At 58.8% G+C, this 3,460-nt stretch carries 2 protein-coding genes; both read right to left on the bottom strand.

The genetic code is table 11. The features are described 5' to 3' along the window. Positions 1-406: 406 nt before the first annotated feature. Entirely contained in the window at positions 407-2,419 is a 2,013-nt protein-coding gene (gene ligA, locus H5U08_RS13185) for an NAD-dependent DNA ligase LigA (protein ID WP_297033871.1), read from the bottom strand. A 222-nt stretch (positions 2,420-2,641) separates the two neighbouring features. After that, complete coding sequence (locus H5U08_RS13180; protein ID WP_297033868.1) at positions 2,642-3,025, bottom strand: cupin domain-containing protein; 384 nt, start codon at positions 3,023-3,025, stop codon at positions 2,642-2,644. Positions 3,026-3,460: the final 435 nt, after the last annotated feature.

Genomic DNA, 3,460 nt, shown 5'->3' with positions numbered 1-3,460 from the left:
GCTTGTCGTGCCCGACGCAAGAGAATGAATGATCCAACGTCAATCGACGGACCTGACAAGCAGGTCCCTCCGAAGGATGTCTCGGAGGGGCACGCTTGTCGTGCCCGCCGATGAGGGACGCGTGAGCCATCGGTATTCAGCGGACCCAACGAGCGGGGCGGACCCGACAAACAGGTCCCTCCCACGTTGTAGGGGCAATTCATGAATTGCCCCTACCGTTTAATCACCAGAACGTGGACCCGACAAGCACGTCCCTCCGGAAAAGGTCCCTCCGAAAAAACGGACGTGACACGTAGGTCCTGCGGGCTGAATCTCGGCCCCGCGCGGACCTGTGCGGTGGTCTGCGTCCACAGTGGCGGAGAAAGAGCGGCAATGAATGAGGCATACGCCGGACTCGGGCTGCCCGTCATCCCTTTCGCTTGCCGATCATGGCCTCGAATTCCTCTTCGCTGATCGTGGGAACACCGAGGGCCCGGGCCTTGTCGAGCTTGCTGCCGGGATTCTCGCCCACAAGAACAAAGTCTGTATTCCGGGAGACACTGGAGGCCGCATGGCCACCCAGCCGTTCGATGAGTTCTTCGATTTCCTGCCGGGTGTAGTTTTTGAGCGTCCCCGTCACCACGATGGTCTTGCCTGCAAATGGCTTGGGAGCGGATTCCTCCGGCACGTCCTCGGTCATTTTGACGCCGCAACGGCGGAGTTCCTCAATGATGTGCTGGCCGCGCTCGCTGTGCAGAAAATCATAGACACTCTGCGCGATGATGGGGCCGATTTCGTTAATCTGGGAAAGCTCTTCGACGCTCGCCTTCCGGAGCCGGTCCATGCTGCGGAAGTGCCGCGCCAGAATGGCTGCCACCTTCGTTCCGACATGTCGGATGGCCAGGGCGGCCAGCAGGCGCGCCAGTCCACGGTTCTTGCTCTCTTCGATATTCTTGAGCAATTTCGTGGCAGACTTTTCGCCCATGCGTTCCAGTTTCACCAGTTGATCCTTGGTCAGCCGATAAAGATCGGCATAGCTGCGGACGAGCCCCTTTTCCACAAGCTGATCGATCAGTTTTTCCCCCAGCCCTTCGATATCCATGGCATCGCGGCTGGCATAATACCGCAGGCGTTCTTTGATTTGTGCCGGGCATTCATGGTTGGGACAGCGAATATAGACGCCGCCTTCATCCCGCACCAACGGCGTGTTGCACTCGGGACAATGCGTGGGGAATTTGAATTTGGGCAGGGGACGTGTGCGTTCATGCTTTTCCACCCGCACGATGTGGGGGATGATTTTGCCTGCCTTTTCCACCACCACCACATCACCGACGCGGACATCTTTTCGCTCGATTTCGTCGGCATTATGGAGGCTGGCGTGGGCCACGACCGTCCCCGCCAGAAGTACCGGCTCGAGGTCGGCCACCGGCGTGACGACTCCCGTTTTGCCCACCTGCACGCGGATTTGCAGCACCCGCGTTTTCGCCTCGTACTTTTCGAACTTGTAGGCCATGACCCACCGCGGGCTTTTCGCTGTGGCCCCCAGCCGCTCCCGTTGATCGAAGCGGTTCACCTTGAGGACGAGGCCGTCGATTTCAAAGTCCAGCTCGTGAAGGTGCTCGATCTGCTCTTCGCAGTACGCGATGGCCTTGTCGATGTCATCAAAGCAGGCGACTCCCGGCGGGATGGGAATTCCCCAACCCTTGACCTTTTCCAGAAACTCCATGTGTGTCTTCACATCAAATCCCTCGGAATACCCCAGCCCATGACAGATGAACCGGAGCCGCCGCTGAGCGCAGATTCGGGGATCGAGAAGCCGGATGCTTCCCGCGGTGGCGTTGCGTGGGTTGGCGAAGAGAGGCTCGCCGCGTTTTTTCTGTTCCTCGTTGAGTTTGACGAGGTCGGAGTTGGTCATGTACACCTCGCCGCGGATCTCCACGACGGGGGGATGTCCTTTTCCCAGCAGCCGCAGCGGAACCCCGCGGACGGTGCGGATGTTGTGGGTCACATCGTCTCCCACGAAACCGTCGCCCCGCGTCACCCCCCGCACAAGTTGCCCGTTTTCGTAGTGGATGGCCACCGCCACCCCATCGATTTTCGGCTCCACCACCCATTCCACCGGCTCACCATTGAGGAGCTTCTGGACCCGCTGCGCGAAATTCCGCACCTCCTGGGCACTGTAGGTGTTCTCGATCGACAGCATGGGTACCCGGTGCGGGACCTGCTGGAGCGTGTCAATCGGCTGCTCCCCGACACGCTGCGTGGGACTGTCCGGGGTGATCAGTTCCGGGTGCGCTTCCTCGAGTTCCCGGAGCCGGTGCATGAGGCGATCGTATTCCAGGTCCGAGATTTCAGGCGACGCCTCCACGTAATACTTGTAATCGTGGTAGCGGATCAGTTCCCGCAGACGCTGGATTTCTTCCGCCACATTCTCGCTCATAGCGCACCCTTTCCCTGCTGGCGGTTGTTGCCTGCCAGGCGACAGCGACAGACGTGGATAAAACCGATCACATCAAAACAGAGATAATAACCGTCACACCACGGTCAGGCGCAAGAGACACTGTAGCAGAGAGCGGCGACGGATAAAAGCGGCGTCACCGTGCGGCGCAACCTTTGTCTGGAACACAGCATGCTGCCCTGCGCCGCACGCCGTGCGAAATACTCAATCGCACCCGCAGGCCACCACACATGAAACCGCCCCACCCCGCATGGCGTTGGGGATGAGACACAGAAATCGCAAAGGTTCATGACCGGTATTGCGGAACTGATGGGGGACGCCTCCGGGGACGAAGACGACCGATCCCGGCCCGATCGGGAATTCTCGGCCATTTTGAATGACGATCCCGTGCCCTGAGAGCACAAACACCTCGTGCTCGTAATGATGCTGATGATGCGGGGTGTGTCCGCCGGGGGCCACCTCAAACTGCCGCATCGTGAAATTGGGCGCGCCATCAGGCTCTCCAATGAGATAGCGCATCTTACACCCCTGAGCACCCTCCATCGTCACATCCTGGAGCGGAATTTCTTCAAAATGCACAACTTTCATGGAATGTCTCCCTGATTGGGTGCAACCCGGGCTGAAGGTCACGGTAAACCCCGCCACGGTATTCGCTCGCACCAGACTGCTGTTCCCGACGATTCCTCGCGGGGGAGTCGGCCATTTTTCGGTCGCTTCAGTGCATTATAAACGCGCGGCAGCCGCTCCGTCTTTTCCTAAGAGTGGCCCGGGCAATGACATGCCATCGGAAAAACTGGCAACGGGGTGGGCTGGGTAAAGTTTTCGGAGATATGGGCCGATTTATGAGACAGAACCGAACATCGAAGAAGCAATTTTTCCGTCTCAGATTTTTAGAGGATCGTTGTAACAAGGTCTAGAGCGTTTTCAGGCGATACCTGGTGGTCCGTCTTGAGGGAACCCCTCTCGCATTGCGGGAATGGAGGCTTCCTCGATGGCAGACCTCAAACAGCGTCGGGAAGAGAT

Origin of the sequence: Thermogutta sp. (assembly GCF_014359955.1) — a bacterium.
GTDB lineage: Bacteria > Planctomycetota > Planctomycetia > Pirellulales > Thermoguttaceae > Thermogutta.
Note: the sequence above shows the minus strand (reverse complement) of the source record. Positions and strands in the feature narration are given on the sequence as shown.

Bases quoted from the DNA above. Each gene is read 5' to 3' on its own strand.
- H5U08_RS13180 (WP_297033868.1), bottom strand. From the start codon at position 3,025: ATGAAAGTTGTGCATTTTGAAGAAATTCCGCTCCAGGATGTGACGATG.
- ligA (WP_297033871.1), bottom strand. From the start codon at position 2,419: ATGAGCGAGAATGTGGCGGAAGAAATCCAGCGTCTGCGGGAACTGATC.